The 15,428-nt window shown below is 43.0% G+C and carries 13 protein-coding genes and 1 riboswitch; of the genes, 3 read left to right on the top strand and 10 right to left on the bottom strand.

Translation table 11 applies throughout. The features are described from left to right. Positions 1 to 10 precede the first annotated feature (10 nt). The 6 genes from eutA to IFO66_RS09610 form a co-directional block, all read right to left on the bottom strand. Positions 11 to 1,441: an ethanolamine ammonia-lyase reactivating factor EutA gene (gene eutA / locus IFO66_RS09635; protein ID WP_192024947.1), complete on the bottom strand. Its 1,431-nt coding sequence runs from the start codon at positions 1,439 to 1,441 to the stop codon at positions 11 to 13. Positions 1,442 to 1,580: 139 nt separating this feature from the next. After that, positions 1,581 to 3,005, bottom strand: a complete 1,425-nt coding sequence (locus IFO66_RS09630; protein ID WP_192025084.1) for a sensor histidine kinase — start codon at positions 3,003 to 3,005, stop codon at positions 1,581 to 1,583. Further along, complete coding sequence (locus IFO66_RS09625) at positions 2,998 to 3,570, bottom strand: ANTAR domain-containing response regulator (protein WP_028596405.1); 573 nt, start codon at positions 3,568 to 3,570, stop codon at positions 2,998 to 3,000. The genes IFO66_RS09630 and IFO66_RS09625 overlap by 8 nt, the downstream gene beginning before the upstream one ends. Positions 3,571 to 3,642: 72 nt before the next feature. Beyond that, positions 3,643 to 4,074 (bottom strand): EutP/PduV family microcompartment system protein, encoded by a 432-nt coding sequence (locus IFO66_RS09620; protein WP_192024946.1) that lies wholly within the window; start codon positions 4,072 to 4,074, stop codon positions 3,643 to 3,645. A 14-nt stretch (positions 4,075 to 4,088) separates the two neighbouring features. Then, positions 4,089 to 4,442, bottom strand: a complete 354-nt coding sequence (locus tag IFO66_RS09615) for a BMC domain-containing protein (RefSeq protein ID WP_028596407.1) — start codon at positions 4,440 to 4,442, stop codon at positions 4,089 to 4,091. A 196-nt stretch (positions 4,443 to 4,638) separates the two neighbouring features. Next, positions 4,639 to 5,781: a 1-propanol dehydrogenase PduQ gene (locus IFO66_RS09610; RefSeq protein ID WP_192024945.1), complete on the bottom strand. Its 1,143-nt coding sequence runs from the start codon at positions 5,779 to 5,781 to the stop codon at positions 4,639 to 4,641. A gap of 556 nt (positions 5,782 to 6,337) precedes the next feature. Continuing rightward, a riboswitch (adenosylcobalamin (AdoCbl) riboswitch) is annotated at positions 6,338 to 6,489 on the bottom strand. A 409-nt stretch (positions 6,490 to 6,898) separates the two neighbouring features. Here IFO66_RS09610 and IFO66_RS09605 point away from each other — a divergent pair. Next, positions 6,899 to 7,579, top strand: coding sequence for a DUF559 domain-containing protein (locus IFO66_RS09605; RefSeq protein WP_192024944.1), 681 nt, complete (start codon positions 6,899 to 6,901; stop codon positions 7,577 to 7,579). Between the two features lie 498 nt (positions 7,580 to 8,077). Here the strand turns inward: IFO66_RS09605 and IFO66_RS09600 are convergent, their stop codons facing one another. After that, the gene (locus tag IFO66_RS09600; RefSeq protein WP_192024943.1) at positions 8,078 to 9,661 is read right to left on the bottom strand and encodes an MDR family MFS transporter; all 1,584 of its coding nucleotides are present in this window, start codon (positions 9,659 to 9,661) and stop codon (positions 8,078 to 8,080) included. 266 nt (positions 9,662 to 9,927) lie between these two features. Between IFO66_RS09600 and IFO66_RS09595 the strand changes: the two genes are divergently transcribed. After that, positions 9,928 to 10,386 (top strand): MarR family winged helix-turn-helix transcriptional regulator, encoded by a 459-nt coding sequence (locus IFO66_RS09595; protein ID WP_192024942.1) that lies wholly within the window; start codon positions 9,928 to 9,930, stop codon positions 10,384 to 10,386. Between the two features lie 125 nt (positions 10,387 to 10,511). Here IFO66_RS09595 and IFO66_RS09590 read toward each other — a convergent pair whose 3' ends face one another. The 3 genes from IFO66_RS09590 to IFO66_RS09580 form a co-directional block, all read right to left on the bottom strand. Next, positions 10,512 to 12,347: a UbiD family decarboxylase gene (locus tag IFO66_RS09590; protein ID WP_192024941.1), complete on the bottom strand. Its 1,836-nt coding sequence runs from the start codon at positions 12,345 to 12,347 to the stop codon at positions 10,512 to 10,514. Positions 12,348 to 12,582: 235 nt separating this feature from the next. Continuing rightward, complete coding sequence (locus IFO66_RS09585) at positions 12,583 to 13,239, bottom strand: DJ-1/PfpI family protein (protein ID WP_192024940.1); 657 nt, start codon at positions 13,237 to 13,239, stop codon at positions 12,583 to 12,585. 54 nt (positions 13,240 to 13,293) lie between these two features. Further along, positions 13,294 to 13,887 carry a TetR/AcrR family transcriptional regulator gene (locus tag IFO66_RS09580; RefSeq protein WP_192024939.1) on the bottom strand — a complete coding sequence of 198 codons (594 nt, stop codon included), beginning with the start codon at positions 13,885 to 13,887 and terminating at the stop codon, positions 13,294 to 13,296. A 351-nt stretch (positions 13,888 to 14,238) separates the two neighbouring features. On the opposite strand from IFO66_RS09580, the gene IFO66_RS09575 reads away from it, so the two are divergent. After that, positions 14,239 to 15,192, top strand: a complete 954-nt coding sequence (locus IFO66_RS09575) for a GNAT family N-acetyltransferase (RefSeq protein ID WP_337912797.1) — start codon at positions 14,239 to 14,241, stop codon at positions 15,190 to 15,192. Positions 15,193 to 15,428: the final 236 nt, after the last annotated feature.

The raw sequence follows: 15,428 nt of genomic DNA, 5'->3' as shown, positions 1-15,428 counted from the left end.
ATAACTCTATTTAATGAAACACAAGCGTCTTAATGACGATCGGTAACACTTTTCCATCCGCAATCGGCTTGCCGATATCGATATAATCGCCGTTGTCTACAACTACGCTGTCCAGGCAAATGACATCTTTCTTGTAATCAAGCAGTGCGTACAGCGTCTGCCCAAGTACTTTTGCCATATCATGATGAACAACGACAATAAGCGGATATTTCTGCTCCAACAGCTCAGCCATCCCTTTGTGGAGACCGCGAGCATATTTTTGCACCTCTTGGAAGCTCGGACTGCTCTTCCCTTCAATCGCAATCGCAACCTGCTGTAGGTCGTTGTTAAGCTTGAACCAACTCAGCTTGTCCGTAATCGCACGTGCCAGTGTCTCGTCATCACCAGATTCATCTGATAATGACAACTTCAAGATTGGAACGCTCTTAATCGGGAAGCTTTCATCTGTATAAGTGATAGTACTCCCACTGATCTCCGTCGTATGCGATCCTGCACCAACAACCGTTGCACGAATCGTCTCTGCTGCACGAGCAACCGTTAGCTGATTCGTCAATGGTGAGGCAGCAATCGCTCTACCAAGCAAGATGCCGATATCCCCATATTGGAACACATCGCCTGTAGCTTCGTTGTAGATGTAGTCAGCTACTCCGCCTGAGAACGAGATGCTTGCTATGTTCCGATCCAGCTTCAAGCCTTTATTCGTAACGATCGTGTCGTAGAAATCACCAAGCGGTCGAATCCCGACACTTTCCTCAAGCAACTTGACCATTTCACCGATAATCGGCTCTAGATCGGCTGGAGTCACACGCTGTCCTAGAGCAAGCGCAATACCTCTACGTTCTGCGAGCTGCTTAATTTTCGGTGCGATATACGTAATCTCGTGACTGTTCTGATCCACCTTGATAAGGCGACCGCCAATATCGAGACAACCTGTATCCAACAAATCGCCGCTTGCAAACACCGCCAAATTACTCGTACCGCCGCCAATATCGATATTCACGATCGAAGTCGAACGATCTTTCGAATACGTATGAGCTCCTGCCCCTTTGGCAGCGATAATGCTTTCCAAATCTGGACCTGCTGTAGCAACAACAAAATCTCCGGCAAATCCGCTCAAAGACTGCAGTACTTCACTGGCATTTTCCTTGCGAGCTGTCTCACCTGTAATAATGACAGCCCCTGTCTGGATTTCTTCCTTGGAAATGCCCGCTTTCGCATACTGTTCTTGAACAAACTGTTGAATCTGAATCATATCGATTCGGTTGTCCGCTAGTACTGGTGTAAAGCAGATGTCACTGCGATATACAACTTCTTTATTCGTAATGACCAAGCGAGGCACCGTAAAAGAGGATGCCAAGTTCTCAATATGCAGCTTCGACAGCACGAGTTGAGTCGTAGAAGTCCCCATATCAATGCCTACACTTAGCAATTGCTCGTTCACAACCCTCATCTCCCATCGCTTGAATTGACCCAGATGTATATAAAAAGGCTTAAAGTTACACCCCTCCTATCGTTCAGGAATGGTTCACTTTAAGCCTCTTTGCTTACTAGACTACTTCGTTGTAGCCAGATTAGTATATTTATTTTTTAAAAGTAAATGAAACCGCCGTACCTTCTTCGTTGGATACAAAGGCAAGCTTGCCTTTCAGCTTGTCTTTCACATAGCTGCGAACAATCGATAGTCCCAAGCTCTTCTGTGAAACTTCGCTAACCTCGAATCCAGCTCCGTTATCAGCAACGACGACGGTTACTAATCCAGCTTCCACTTGAGCAGTCACCGTAATGGCGCCTTCCATGCCATCATCAAATGCATGTTCATAGCTATTTTGCAACAGTTCGCTTACGATAAGTGCGATCGCAACCGTGCGATCACTATCCAAGCAAATGCTTTCTTCCGCACATATTTGAACATCAATATCTTTATTGTTAACAAAAGTTCGTTGAACGTTTGAGGCAATGAGCCGAATGACATCCAATAAATCTACCTGCGCTTCAATCTCTGTCGACAACAGTTCATGCGTCGCTGCAATAGCGAGAACCCTGCTGACACTGTCGTTCAAGCATTTTTTCGCTTCTGGACTTTCACTTTGCCTGCTCTGTATGCGAAGCAAGGAAGCGACCGTCTGCAAATTATTTTTTACCCGATGGTGAATTTCACGGATCGCAACTGATTTGGAAATAATCTCAGCTTCTTTATCCTTAATCTCCGTCACATCGTGTAAGATAACGCCTACACATAGATCCTGCTGCTCAATAAACACTCGCTTCACCTGATAATAGCGTCCAGCAGCCTTTACATCCTTCGTCAATGTAGAAGAAGGTAATGTAGTATGCTGTCGCATTAATTCGGAAAATATCGTCTGGTCCAATGACAAATTGTCATAGTGCAACCCTTGTATATTTTCCAAATAGCCCAGCTGTCTGTAATATTCATCAGCCTTCTTATTTTTCAGCTTCAGAAAGCCTTTCTTGTCAAACAAGAGTACCGCATCCTCAAGCTGATTAATAATCGAAGCCTTAAAGCCCAATATTGTAGACAGCATCGAAGAAAGCTCGCTCTCTTCGTATTCCGCACCCGTTACATTGAAATGATCTTGTATATTATCACTAACGTCTTTTTCATAAATAACAACCGCTATAACATCATCTTGGCTCTTGATCGGGTATACCGTCTGACGGACGAGATGATTCTCCTGTGTATTCGCTACAAGTCCTTGAGACATAATACCTGTCTCCAGCGTTCGCAGCACACCAGGCTCATTCTCGCGTAATGCCTTCTCACCCGTAACCGAACGAGCGTATAAAGACATCCCCTCTTCTGGGCGTCGGTGGTAAACTACAATAGCCTCATTGGATACGCTCGAAAGCACATCGATGAACACATCATGCTGCACATCGGATATTTCGAATGACTCCGCAATCTCTTTAATTCGACCGATATCTGTATCTGTCAATGATGTTTGCCGATTACACAAGTGCTCGATTTGCGATTTAAAATCAGTCATAGGAAATGACGATTGTCGACGCAATCTCAATCATTGGACATCGTCTATCCATACTAAGTTTGCGCAGCGTTTGATACGCTTCCTCTTCCGTACAGCCATTTTCCTTCATCAAGATGCCTTTGGCCTTCTCGACTGCTTTGCGCTCTTCCATCTTTAGCGTTAGCTTAGATAGATTTTGTTCGAGCTTGCGAATCTCTTTCCCTTTGGCGATAGTGACTTCCACCATCGGTATAAACGACTTTTCGTCTAACGGCTTCACCAGATAAGCAAGCGCTCCGACAGAAGATGCTTTCTCAATCGTCTGTTTGTCGCTGAATGCAGTAAGGAGAATAATTCCGCCTGCAAGCTGCTCTGAAATGATTCGTTTACCCGCCTTTAGCCCGTCCAATATAGGCATTTGAACATCCATAATTACTAAATCGGGTAGATGCTTTTTACATAGTTCGATGGCTTCAAAGCCATCAGAAGCTTCGCCTACTACAGTGTAGCCAGCTTCTTCAAGCATCTCACGAATATCCATTCTTGTAATAGGTTCATCGTCGACTATTACAATTTTTCCATTCATGTGTCATGCACCTCATTGTCTGCCGTTTTTTGCTTTTGCTTTCATTGTGAAGACCTAGATGAAAAAAGTCGTCTACGCTTCCAAATAGGATCGAAGCGCATCTACTCCCACATTTTCTATCGTCGAGACTTCAAAAATTTGCTCTACTCCCGCTGCTTGCAGATGAGCTCTCGCTTCCGCGATCTGCTCCTGCGACTCAGCCAATTCGATCTTCGTTACGATACCGATAACAGGTTTCGCAAATACAGTCGCAAAGGCTGGTGGGAAATAGCTTTCTTCCTTCGTACAGTCTTGTACAAGACCAATGACGTCTGCATCTACGCTAGAAACGAGCAGCATCTTGTACAAAAATCGATTTTCTATGCATTCCCCAGGCGTATCAATCGCTTGATCGAATGTTTCAATCGCTTGCGTCTTTTTATAGGCAATTTCATGACCGTGCAGCCATTGGCATAAGGTCGTCTTGCCTGAACCGGTACTACCGGCAACGATTAATTTCTTCATCCCAGCTTCTCTCCTTACGTTCTCGTAATTTTCGAAGCGGAGAAGCCTAAAATATTTTGCAAGCCAAGCAGCACTTCATTAACAGATGCTTCTACCGAAGATACATCGCCTGTAATGACAAGCGATCCGCTGAAGCGATCGACAAAGCCGATTTGCACGCCTGCTGCCTTCGTTGCGATATCCGCTGCGATAATGGAGGCTTCACTTGGTGTGATGGTCATAATTCCGATGGCATCATGTGTATCAGTTCCTAATCCTAGCTTCTTGTAAATATCCGCGTTTGGGTTAGCGATAATATGTGCCAGCGTGACCTGTTTACCAGGAACGTATTCCTGTATGACACGTTGCTTTTCGTTGTGTTGATCCATACTTATCTCATCCTATCTCTTGTTCAGAAACACGATTTAGTTGAAAAAAAAACATAAAGACCCCTTAAATATCCGAATGGAAAGTTTAAGAAGCCTCATCGCTTATATTTGTATGCAACACGCCGTTGTGTTACTTTCACTATATTTAATTGTGTAAACGTTGTCAACCGCATTACGTACGAAAAGTTAATTCCGTTTAAGATTGATACATTTTATTCAAAATTTGAACAATATCCTCCAGCGTAGGCACACGCGGATTGGTAGCCGTGCATCCATCTTGCAAAGCACCTTCTGCAATTGCTTGACTATGCTCTTTCAAAGCAGTCTTGTCCACACCACAATCACGCAAGGATAATGGCATGTTCAATTCCTTCTGCAATTGCTTAATCGCCTGCATCAAGTTGCGAATACCGCTCTTCACATTTGGAGCAGACAGACCGAGTGTTTTCGCAATTTCTGCATATTTCACGGCTGTAGCTGTCTCTTCATCTCTGCTATATCCCGGCTTGTAGTTCGCATTGTACTCAATGACATGCGGCAATAGCAGTGCATTCATACGTCCATGAGCAATCTTGAACTTAGCGCCCGCATTATGAGCAATTCCATGATTCAACCCAAGGGATGTCATGTTAAATGCTATACCAGCCAAGCAAGATGCGCTGTGCATTTTCTCACGTGCTACGAGATCGTCCCCGTTTTTGTAGGCACGCGGCAAATAGGTGAATACGAGCTTCATCGCTTTTTCAGCCAAAGCATCGGTAATATCGTTCGCTTTCGTGGAAACGTACGCCTCGATCGCATGCGTCAACACGTCCATACCTGTATCAGCTGTAATGAAATCAGGAACTGTTTTAACCAATGCTGGGTCCAAAATAGCTTCCTGTGGCAGCATCAAATCAGATACGAGCGGATATTTAATATTTTTTTCTGTATCGCTAATGACCGAGAAGTTCGTTACTTCTGATCCTGTACCACTTGTTGTTGGAATTGCTACAAACGGAATGTCCACTTGATCCATCAATTTGTGTGCGAACAGTTTCATTGCTTTTGCCGCATCAATAGCAGAACCGCCACCAATGGCAATGATGAGGTCAGCTTTGAATTCAGCAAGTTTCTCAACGCCTTCTGTTACCGTTTCAATCGGTGGATCAGGCACGATATTGCTGAAAATATACTGCTCATTGCTGTCATGTACGCGTTCAAACAGCATGTGAAGGAGTCCAGCCTTCACAATAAAAGGATCAGTTACCACAAATATGCGGCGATTTCTGTATTCAGACAGGCGATCTAGCGAGCCTTCACCAAGATAAATTTCTGTTCTGATCGAAATTTTTTCCATGTAAGCACCTCCAAAAGAAGTCAAAGTCATAGTAAAAAATCGTAAAGCATTCATACTTAATAATAAGTACTACATACGTAACTAAATGAAAAATACGTAAAAAAATAAAAAGAGGCCTTCAAAGGAATACGGTTGTATTCCCTTAAAAGCCTCTTCGCTTGTTATGTTAGATGCACGCCATTGTGCAACATTCATGAAATTGTCTGTTACTACTGTACACTGCGATCCAGATGCTCGTCAACCACAGGATATGTGGCAGAATCGTAACATTGTCGTTGTGCATGAAAGATACGAGGATTCCTACAGTATCATTCACATTTATTGTATATGCAGATTCGCAGTGACCTCTGTGCGATTTCTCACACAATTAGCTATGTAAAAAATGGGATGCACTTCTTTGTGCATATCATTCTTCATCATTGAAGAACTTCCCGCGTGCTAGCTATACGCCGTTGTATAGTTAGGTGACAAGCACCTGGCCTTCCAACTCCATCGTTGACAGCCTTTTCTTGCCATAAAAAAAAGCCTAGCGAGGCGCAGAACGTCACTAGACTTGAAAATCCAACCCTTTTGCCTCGAAAGGATTGGCTAGACAAAGTTATTAGACAATTGACCTGACTTAAGACCAAGTAAATCGGTCTATCACAGTGGCGGGACCGCGTTGGATTTGCACCAAACTTCCTTTGCCTATAACTTTTTCTATTGTTTGTACATGACGTGAATGGTCTCCCATTCGACATCATTATAGCATATCGATGGAGCTTGGCAATATTTTATACAACATTTTGCATTCAGAAATTTTTCGAAAACTTCGATATTCTGTCACTTTGTACGTTCTTATACTACACTTCTCTCTGAATAATATTCGCAGTACACCTCGGATACATATGTGTAAAGCCCAAGATAATTAGTACGAATATATAATAACAAGGTACAAGACTTCTAATTTGCATCACACTCTCTCTAACTCACATCTTACAGCTACATAAAATATGGATAGAGAACTGCTCATTATTCTAGTATAATCAAGCATAGACGAAGAACGTCCTGAACGACTCCTTTTGTGGAGAACGTACAGGGCGTTTTTTTATATTTCGTGAGGAAGGAGTAGCTTTAAATGACTAGTGAACAAGCGCATGCAGCCTTTTTACAACAACATCTTCACCAAAGATCAGGAGAACGCAAAGGCAGATTAGAACGTGGACACCAGCATGGAGAACAACTATTTTGCTGTAATATATGGTGGCCGCTGCAAGGAAATTTTGAACAATTGCATCCCGAATATGAAGTACTTGATTGGAGGGGTAGATCCTATTTCTGCGATTTTGCCTTTCTTACATCGACGGTTAAACTGATCATTGAGATAAAAGGATACGGCCCACATGTGCGCGATATGGATAGGCAAAAATATTGCAATGAGCTCAATCGTGAAACGTTTTTGACTGCGATGGGGTATCAGGTCATTTCCTTCTCCTACGATGATGTTGCACAACGACCCGAATTATGTGTTTCACTGCTTCGTATGGTGCTCAGTAGATATCACTCTACTTCTTCTTCAACTCATTTAACCTGCCTCTTGGAACGAGAAATCATCCTGCTCGCCTACTCACTTGCTCGTCCTCTCCGCCCAATTGATGTAACACAGCATCTGCATATTAATCATCGCACCGCTGTTCGGACACTCCAAACGTTATGTAAAAAAGGATTGATGTGTGGGATAACTGGTGCGAGTGGCCAGCACATTGTTCGATACGAGCTGCAACCTATGGCATGGAACCAATTATATTCTTCTGTTTGAAAAAATAAAGTATGTATTCTTGTATTCTTGAAAACCGCTCATTATTTGGGTGTAGAACAGTAACTTACGATTCAATTGAAGACTCAGCTCCATAAATGAAGATTCATGGCGGTGTTAAAAGCAAAGTGCTAAAAAGCTGCAATTGTGCATCTTTTTCACCAAAAAAAGTTAGTGATGCGTAAAATTGTTGCAAAAGTGCATCTTTTAACGGTTGAAAACGACCCCCTGGCCAATATGAGGGTAAAATTCCTGCACTTTTGCAGGAATTTTATCTTTTTAGGCTGTATCAAGTGAAAAACCTGCACTATTGCATTTATTTTAGAGGAAAAGGGAGTGTTAGATCTACTGGTTCTGCAGGTTGTGTAGGTTGTGGGTTTAAGCGTTGTGCAAATTGTGTCGGGTCAGCAGGTTATACACACCTATAAAATAGAGGTGGATCAACAAAATCGTTAATCCACCTCATAATCTAAAAGATAAGACACGCCCCCCTGCCGCTGCCTATACCTCTTGCTTTTCTGCACCTTTGTGCGCAGTTCTCAGTGGAATTTCCTTCAGGAACAGCGTCAAAATAAGACCCAGCGCAAGCAAACCCGCTCCGAGCATAAACACCGTAGACACGGTATCACTTAATACTGAGCGAAGCATATCCATAAGCTGTACAAAACCTTGCTGTAATTGTTCAGGCAGCGAAGCTTCAATCTCCGCTAACTTCGGCTGATTCAGCAAAATTTGTGGATTCATCAACGTGCCCAATTGCTCGGCCTGCGCAGGGTCTATTTTAGACAAATCTGGGCCTTGTCCGGCAGCCATCGCTTGTTCCATATTTCGCGTAAGAACCCCATTCATCACCGAGCCAAATACAGCAATCCCAATCGTGCCGCCTAAATTTCTAAACAGCGTAGATGTAGCCGTTACGACGCCCAATTGATCCAACGGAACGGAATTTTGCGCTGCTAACGTAAAGACTGGCATCGCAAGTCCAATACCAATTCCGAACACGCACATGCTAGCCAAAGCCATTGCAATGCTGTCCATAATCACCATCATCAGCATACCTGCAACCATGAACGAGATACCGCTTATCGCATAATGCTTGTATTTGCCGGATTTGGAAATCCAACGTCCCGTTAATGAACTTAAGACAATCATCATGATCGACATCGGCATATTTACGAAGCCAGACTCTGTTGGGCTTAATCCTTTTACACCCTGTACGAAAAATGGCAAGTAAATCATAGCACCCATCATGCCCGCATTCATTAGGAAACCACTCATACTCGTATTGACAACAATTTTATTTTTAAATAAGGACAGTGGCATGACTGGACTTTTTGCTTTACGTTCAACCATAACAAAAAGGACTGCAAACAAAATAGCTGCCGCAAAAAGACTAACAATTTCAATCGAACCCCATGCATATTTCGTTCCTGCCCATGAGAAACCTATCAACAAAGCTACGAGCGACAGGGATAGCAATAACGATCCCAAGTAATCGATGGATTCCGCTTGAGCCTTGGCAGTCTTGGGGAATATTCTCCAGATCATCACAAAAGCGATAACACCGAGCGGCAGAAACGCCCAGAACACCCATTGCCAATCCATATGGTCGATCATAACTCCACCTAGCGTAGGTCCGATTATACTGGAGAAGCCAAATACAGCCATCATAAGCCCCGTCCATTTTGCCCGTTCACGAGGCGCAAATAAGTCACCGACTGCCATCGACGTACATGACATCAATATCCCTGCGCCTATGCCTTGAATACCGCGATACGTAATCATTTCAAATATCGTTGTGGATAATCCGGTTAAAAAGGCACCCACCATAAAGATAACAATCCCTGATAATAAGAACGGCTTACGGCCATATATATCTGACAGCTTTCCAACCAATACAGTAGCGACTGTTGAAGTAAGCATATAAATCGTGATGACCCACGAATAATATTCCATTCCGCCTAGCGTAGCAATAATTCTCGGCATCGCGGTGCCGACAAGTGTCTGATTGATCGCTGCAAAAAACATCGAAGTCATTAACGCGATCATCACGACAACCTTTTTCTTGTGAGACAAGCTCTCCATTCCATTCCTCTTTTCTAGTTGTGTTAAATACTCTCGTTGAATGCCCACTGCATATATCTTAATATCACTTGCATTTTAGTTAGTTAGGCAACCTATCTAATACTATATAAATTTTTATATACTTTCAAGCGACGAAATAGCTTGAATTATGCCGCTTATTCCTCTTTATTGACTGAATAGTTTCAATTCCTTATCATTACTTGCGTAACCTTACATTTAAACTTACATTTATAGCTATCATATCAATCGGAATCGAGTGACGATACATGACAGAATCTAAATATGAAAATGTAATTGCACTGCGCCGTGTATTTGCCACGCTGGCAAGGATGGATTGGCGAAAAAAAATGAAGTGGACTTTGAAAGGAAGCGAAGTCCGTCTATTGATCGCGCTTAGAGAAGCAAACAATAAGCCATGCTTAGAAGGCTTAACGGTATCTGATTTGAGCAAACTGTTACAAGTTACTTCCCCGACAGTGACACAAATGCTTAACAGCCTAATGAAAGACGGCTACGTAAACCGCACAGTTCATTCGAGTGATCGAAGAATTGTTGAAATTACACTGACCGAGAAAGGCGCACAAATCGCACAAGACTCTCAGGAAATGATTACGACTATTTTTTCCGGACTCATTGACCATCTTGGAAAAGAACAAAGTGATCAGCTCATTGAGCTCCTCACCCAATCCTTAGATTATTTCGATCAATTGGATAAACAACAATAACGCCAACATCTGCACGCAACAAAAAAAGTGACTGCTCTCTAATAAATAGAAGGAACAGTCACTTTTCATTTCACGATGCATTTTACAGGAAACAAGAATTTTTGCTACATACTTACTACATTCATTTACTTTATGGAAATACCACTCAAAACTCCTCCAGGCTGGAAGAAGCGCTTGATATCCTCTTCTACATCTGGATCAGGGATCAACGGTGGCGCTTGATGTGGCTTCGTGCGCGCATCGATAATAACATTATCGCAACCCCAATGCTTGTGTGCATAGAAGCTGTTCACACCGTAAATATCATGGGACGGGTTGCTGCGTGTAAATGCTGCCCATAGGAAGTTATCGAGTGTCGCGCTCATAAATTCACTGTCATTGCACACGATGATTAGCGGGCAGGATGGCATATCTCCTTTTTCATGAATCGCCGCACTTAGCTCGTCCATTTGACGCTGTACTTCTGCATAACTCGTAAAAGCAGCACCTTGAATCGCTACAATCCCCGGCATAATCATATGAGCCTGTTCAAACCCCGGCAGCGACTTTAATTGCTCCGGTACCTCTGTGCACAGTTCCCTCTTCTTATCACCGACCGCTGCGAACACAACCTTACTACCCGTATTTAATCCTGTTCCAGAGTAATCCAAGGTATCGATGGTTGTATTCGTTTGGAAATGAATATCTCGATGCAGATCGATGCGTTCCAATATATAGCCCAAGAATTCCTCAATATGATGCGTGCTAATTGGCTGTTTCTCTTCCGCTGCAATAAACAAATATTTCGCCAAGCTCAACTGGCCTGTACCAAGAATTCGATTCGCGATGGTTAGAATTTCGGCTGGCTGCTTCACCTGCTGATATGGCGTATAGCGCTCGCTGCCGATTGCAAACAGCAATGGATGTACACCTGCTGCATCAATCGCGTGAACTTCCTTCGCACCCGGAATCTCCTGACGGATCGCGCTTCCAGTCAGCTCATGAATTAACGCACCGAAAGAAGTATCTTCCTGCGGCGGACGACCGACGACCGTAAACGGGAAGATTGCATTTTTCCTTGCATATACTTTATGCACGCGCATCATCGGGAATGGGTGCGTCAGGCTGTAATAGCCCAAGTGATCGCCAAATGGCCCTTCTGGTTTCGTTTCTTCTGGATAAATTTCACCCATAATGACGAAGTCCGCATCGTGACTGATGCAATATCCTTCTTCATAGCTGTAACGGAAATTACGTCCGCCAAGCAAGCCTGCAAAGGTTAGCTCGCTCATTCCTTCAGGTAAAGGCATAACCGCTGACAACGTATGCGATGGCGGACCGCCAATGAAACAGCTTACTTTCAAGGGCTTGCCCAGCTTATTCGCCTTATGCTGATGAACACCGATCCCGCGGTGAATTTGATAATGAACCCCGACTTCTTCATTCAGTTCATATTCATTACCGCTAATTTGGACACGGTACATTCCTAGATTGGAATTCATAATGCCAGGCTTATCCGGGTCTTCCGAATATACTTGCGGCAACGTTATGAAGGCACCGCCATCCATCGGCCAAGATTTAATTAAAGGCATATCGGAGATCTGGATCTCCTCAAAATGAGAAGGTACCCCAGACTTCTTAATCGGCAGTGCTTTCGCTGCGGACAAGCCTGTGCCTGCATATTTGAAAGGATTTTTGAGTGCTTTCATCGGATCGTTGCGAAGCCCAATGACCTCCTGCACCGATTCTAATGTATCGCGGAACATGAATTTACTGCGCTCCATCGTCCCAAATAAGTTCGATACAGCACGATATTTCGAGCCTTTTACATTTTCAAATAATAATGCTGGACCACCAGCGGCGTACACTTTCAAGTGGATGGCTGCCATTTCCAAATCCGGATCAACCTCTTCATGGATGCGAATCAAATGCCCATGCTTCTCCAAATCAAGGATGCATTCTTCTAGATTGCGATATCTCATTGTATTGCTCCAATCTGTTGAAGATAGTGACCTCATGTCTTGCTGCTGCGTATGAGTCACTTCTAAAATGTATCGTATGAAACCTGTTCATTCACGAAGTAAAAAGTTGTCCCTTCTATTATCAGGAATCTGGCAGCTCAGGTCAATGCTGGACCTATTCACTTTAATAGTGCAACCATTCCGTCAAAAAACGTAAAGTCATTTTGCTGTAAATAGACGGATGAATTAGAGCATGTTATTTTTTCAAAAGTGCTGAATCATAATAAGGATACTCCATCGTCAGTGCTGCAGTACGAGCAGCTTCTTCCCCAAGAAGCCGTTCCACGATATACATCGACATATCAATTCCCGCCGAAATACCTGCGGAAGTCAGCACATCACCGTTGTCTACAAATCGCGTATTGCGTACGACTTCTATTTGTGGGAATTTGCTCTCTAAAATGTCCAGCGCTAATACGTTTGTCGTCGCTTTTTTATTCGTTAGCAGTCCCGCTGCGGCAAGGAAAAAGGCTCCTGTACATGCAGAAGCAATCGTCGCTCCTGACTTGTGCTGAGTAACAATCCATGTCAATAGTTCCTCATTGCACATTCCATTTTTAATTGCCTTGATAGGTCCCCCTGGAACGATAACAATATCAAACGTCTGCTGATACGAATCAAAGCTGAAATCTGGCATTATTCTCATTCCGTGATCGGCAATAATCATGCGCTCGTGCTGAGCAATTGTCTTTACGATAAAAGGTTTGTCCTCGATCTCCTTTTCACTTTCAAAAGACTCCTGGATCTTATTAAAATCTCTAAACGTCAAGTTAAATACATCATACGGTCCCCCAAAATCCATGACGTCAACATCATCAAACAATAAAATACCTACGTTCCACTGATTTTTCATACGATCATCCCATCCTTTTTATCGAGACCGATCGGTCTCTTTATTATATAAAAATTACTGCTTTACGCAGTAATTGATATACCTTTTCAGTTGAGCAGCATATTTCTCCACATACTCGTTATCTTTATACAGCTTCCCCATCATAATGCTGCCTTCAAAAGCAGATGTTAAAAATATAGCCGCCTCTTCCACATCCAAATCTGCTCGAAACTCCTTCGACTGAATCCCCTCGCGCAGAATAGAACTAAGCAGTGATAGCCATTCGCTCATCACTTCACGTACTCTTTGATTTAAGAGCGGATGCGTATCATCTGTATCGACAGCCGTATTTAACACCGGGCAGCCTCCTTGCAAAGGCGGAGCTTCCACGACATTTCTATAGACAGACAGCACAGCAATCAGCTTCTCCTCTGCTGAGTTCTTGCCACTGACTGCTTGTCGATAGGACTTCCTCAATACGTCAACAGCATAGTTGAATGCTTCTAGTGCCAGCTCATCTTTATTTTTGAAGTGACGGTAAATACCGCCTTTCTTCAATCCTGTTGCATCCATAATGTCGTTTATCGAAGAGCCGGAATAACCTTTCTCATTAAAGAGGACAGCAGATTGTTCAATAATTCGGTTTCTTGTCTCTTGACCATTTCTCATGCTAAATCTCCCGCGAAAAATTAGGGACCATTCGGTCTCAATACGTACACTACCACATTTTCTCAAATGAATGCAACTACATTCTTAACGAACTGGACACTAGCTGCGAATTACCAAGATTACTCCAGCCTATTCAGACTATGAGGTACATGCATGTTCAAATTAAAATTAATATGTAATTATTTGTTTGAGAAAATATTCCATTCGTGATAACATCTTCGGTAATTCAATCTACAGGAGGCGTTTGTTATGAAAACAAAACTATTATCGCAGAGCACATCTCTACAGGAGAAGCCGCTTACCTAGCCCTCTCAACCGCGAGCTCTCCTACTTATGAAAAGGGGTAATCTTTTGAGCACACCTACGTTCAAACAAGAAAATGAGATCGTAATCCGTAACTTCCAACATGGCGATATGCCAGCTCTCGGTGAATTGTACAATGCAATCGTCGCTGAAGGTGATCCAGACTCTTTCTGGTGGATTGGCAATGAGCACAATTGGAGCAATGTATTCTGTGCTTTTGAAGATGGTAAAATGGTCGCCAAAGGTCAGGTAAGCATTATTACTACGCTTCCTGCTGGCCGTCCCTCGCACAGTAAGCATTCAATTTATGTGAATTTACGGACGCTGCCGCAAAGAGAACATGACTATGCACTGCTCGATAAAGTGTATCCTTATCTTTACACAAAAGCCTTGGAATTAAAGGCAACTTTGCCTAAAGAATACGGCACTCATTTATGTATTGGCAATCCTACATCAGAAGTAGCTAACAATCAGTATTTTATACAAAAAGGGTTTCACTATTTATACAGTTCGTTCGGTATGTCCCGGGATCTACAGGAGCCCATTCCTTTGTTTCCACTGCCTAAACCTTTTCAATTTTCACATTGGAAGATGGAGTCCTCTCAGGAGGAACAGCATTATTTGGACATTGAAGGCGAAATATGGCCTGATGCACCACTAAGAAGCGATAAACTAACGGAGTATAAAAACTATCCGTTATGGACGGCCATAGTTGTGCGTGAAGCTGATACGATTGTGGGCAGCTTAATGGCCTGGCAGGACGGCAGCAATAAAGATACCGTTGATGGCATCATCGAAGATGTATTTATCCGTGAACAGTGGAGAAATCTTGGCCTTGCTAAATACTTGCTTGCACAAGGATTGAACTATTTGAAAGCTCATGGCTTAAAAACAGCATATTTAGAGGTGCTTACTACGAATAAAGCCGCTTTAACGCTTTATGAATCAGTAGGATTCTATCAAACATCAGAAGAAGTTAGGCACTATATTGAATTGAAATAATCAATAAATATGAAACAGTATAGGCCGTCCTTATAGGGATGGCCTTTGTTTGTCGTTCTTACATATTTTATTTACGAACGGCGACGACCTATTTTGCAGGAAAAAACTGCATACTCATCTCGCAATCCATATGCTATGATTTTCCTTATCTGCTAGCGAGGTGATACATATGGGGAAACGCAAAAGAGAAATAAAAAGAGTATGGTCAAAGATAAAGTCGGTCTTTCATTTTATTC

It is taken from the genome of Paenibacillus arenosi (assembly GCF_014841135.1).
Taxonomy (GTDB): domain Bacteria; phylum Bacillota; class Bacilli; order Paenibacillales; family Paenibacillaceae; genus Paenibacillus_B; species Paenibacillus_B arenosi.
The sequence above is the reverse complement of the archived record's forward strand: the minus strand, read 5'-3'. Positions and strand labels throughout refer to the sequence as shown.

Excerpts from the sequence above, each read along its gene's own strand:
- IFO66_RS09625 (WP_028596405.1), bottom strand. The coding sequence starts at position 3,570 with ATGAATGGAAAAATTGTAATAGTCGACGATGAACCTATTACAAGAATG.
- IFO66_RS09615 (WP_028596407.1), bottom strand. The coding sequence starts at position 4,442 with ATGGATCAACACAACGAAAAGCAACGTGTCATACAGGAATACGTTCCT.
- IFO66_RS09595 (WP_192024942.1), top strand. The coding sequence starts at position 9,928 with ATGACAGAATCTAAATATGAAAATGTAATTGCACTGCGCCGTGTATTT.
- IFO66_RS09630 (WP_192025084.1), bottom strand. The coding sequence starts at position 3,005 with ATGACTGATTTTAAATCGCAAATCGAGCACTTGTGTAATCGGCAAACA.
- IFO66_RS09600 (WP_192024943.1), bottom strand. The coding sequence starts at position 9,661 with ATGGAGAGCTTGTCTCACAAGAAAAAGGTTGTCGTGATGATCGCGTTA.
- IFO66_RS09580 (WP_192024939.1), bottom strand. The coding sequence starts at position 13,887 with ATGAGAAATGGTCAAGAGACAAGAAACCGAATTATTGAACAATCTGCT.
- IFO66_RS09610 (WP_192024945.1), bottom strand. The coding sequence starts at position 5,781 with ATGGAAAAAATTTCGATCAGAACAGAAATTTATCTTGGTGAAGGCTCG.
- IFO66_RS09590 (WP_192024941.1), bottom strand. The coding sequence starts at position 12,347 with ATGAGATATCGCAATCTAGAAGAATGCATCCTTGATTTGGAGAAGCAT.
- IFO66_RS09585 (WP_192024940.1), bottom strand. The coding sequence starts at position 13,239 with ATGAAAAATCAGTGGAACGTAGGTATTTTATTGTTTGATGATGTTGAC.
- IFO66_RS09605 (WP_192024944.1), top strand. The coding sequence starts at position 6,899 with ATGACTAGTGAACAAGCGCATGCAGCCTTTTTACAACAACATCTTCAC.
- IFO66_RS09620 (WP_192024946.1), bottom strand. The coding sequence starts at position 4,074 with ATGAAGAAATTAATCGTTGCCGGTAGTACCGGTTCAGGCAAGACGACC.